The organism is Mucilaginibacter sp. CAU 1740 (genome assembly GCF_039839285.1).
In the GTDB taxonomy this organism is placed as follows: domain Bacteria; phylum Bacteroidota; class Bacteroidia; order Sphingobacteriales; family Sphingobacteriaceae; genus Mucilaginibacter.
On sequence record NZ_JBDOQS010000029.1, the window covers coordinates 1 to 1,394 of the forward strand.

The 1,394-nt window shown below is 37.7% G+C and carries 1 protein-coding gene; it reads right to left on the minus strand.

What is annotated here, in order from left to right; translation table 11 throughout:
* Nucleotides 1–117: 117 nt before the first annotated feature.
* On the minus strand, nucleotides 118–1,146 hold the full coding sequence (locus AAFN85_RS32045) for an IS110 family transposase (protein WP_347532059.1): 1,029 nt from the start codon (nucleotides 1,144–1,146) through the stop codon (nucleotides 118–120).
* Between the last annotated feature and the right edge of the window lie 248 nt (nucleotides 1,147–1,394).

Sequence of the window (1,394 nt, forward strand, 5' to 3'; positions counted from 1 at the left end):
AGCGTAGAGAGATTCTGTGTTAATTATCAAATAAATTCTAATTTTGTTTACTTAAGGCGGCTCTATGCCAGCCTGTTTAGGGCGGTATGACTTCGGGTTATATCCGCCCTAACTATTTTATACTGCCCCAATTGTTTTTTGCAGATATTCTTTATCATAAGGTTTTCCTGTTGTCCAGATAGTATAGATCATCTCAAGCATTTTTCTTTGTACAGCTACAGCAGCTTTCATTTTAATACCATGTTTCGATACCAGTCTGATGTAAACTGCTTTAAAGCGCTCATCATTTCGGATCGCATTTAGCGATGGCATATGCATTGCTTTCCTGATATGCCTGTTTCCTTTCTTAGATATTTTTGGCTTCCCTTTAACCGAGGTTCCCGAATCTTTACTAATAACATCTAATCCTGCCAGGCTTACTAATTGTTTTTTATTTCTGATTAGGTTAAAGCCATTAGTTTCAGCTATTGTTATTACAGCTGTTAAGCTACCTATGCCGGGTATTGAAGTAACAAGATTTATCTTTTCATACAGTTCCTTATCTGCTTTTACAAATTCAGCTATTTCTTTCTTGATCTCCTTTTCCTGTTGATTCAGCAAGGAAATCCGTTGATTGGCCCTGTGTATGCTCCGCTCATTAGGAAATGCTTCTGTTTGTTCTGCATGTAGCTGGTTTTTAGTCATTACCCGATCTGCTACAATCTGATCTCGTTCCCGTGTTAATTGTTTCAGATCCCTGAATATCTTCTTAGGTTTCTGCCAAAGGGTAAGTGACCTTTCTAATCCAAACTGACAAATAGCCTGCGAAGCGGTCTTATCTGTGATCGTCTTGATTTCCAGTGTCCTCATATAGCTGCTGATTTTATTAGGAAGTACGATACTTACTTTCAAGCTCTGATCTGAGAGAAAATGGGCCAGCTTATCGTGATAAACGCCGGTTGCCTCCATTACATAATGTACAGCTATAGCATGATCAGAATGTTTCTTTACCCATGTCAGTAAAGCCAAAAATCCCGATGGCTTGTTGGCGAAAGTTTTATACGCATAAATATCTTTAGTTAAAGACTGGTCTACTTTGCCTAAGGATACTACTAACTCATTTTGTGCAACATCAATGCCTAATACCTGTTTTAAAATCTTTGTCATCACTTAATTTGAATAATATATCAAAGTGAATAACCCTTCTTCGTTTTCTCTCCTGGTTGGATATCCTGGATATATCGCTATGCAATATTCCTTACATTCTGTTCAAACTCTAAAGGGCAAAAAAGAAATGAGGCAGTATCTCTCTATGAACATACCTTATGGTTGTTGGGGTGACCATCTGCTCTCATCCCTTTTCACTTTATTTGATTGCTAATTTATCAATTGACAACAAACATAGGAGGGGTGAC

Excerpts from the sequence above, each read along its gene's own strand:
- AAFN85_RS32045 (WP_347532059.1), bottom strand. The coding sequence starts at position 1,146 with ATGACAAAGATTTTAAAACAGGTATTAGGCATTGATGTTGCACAAAAT.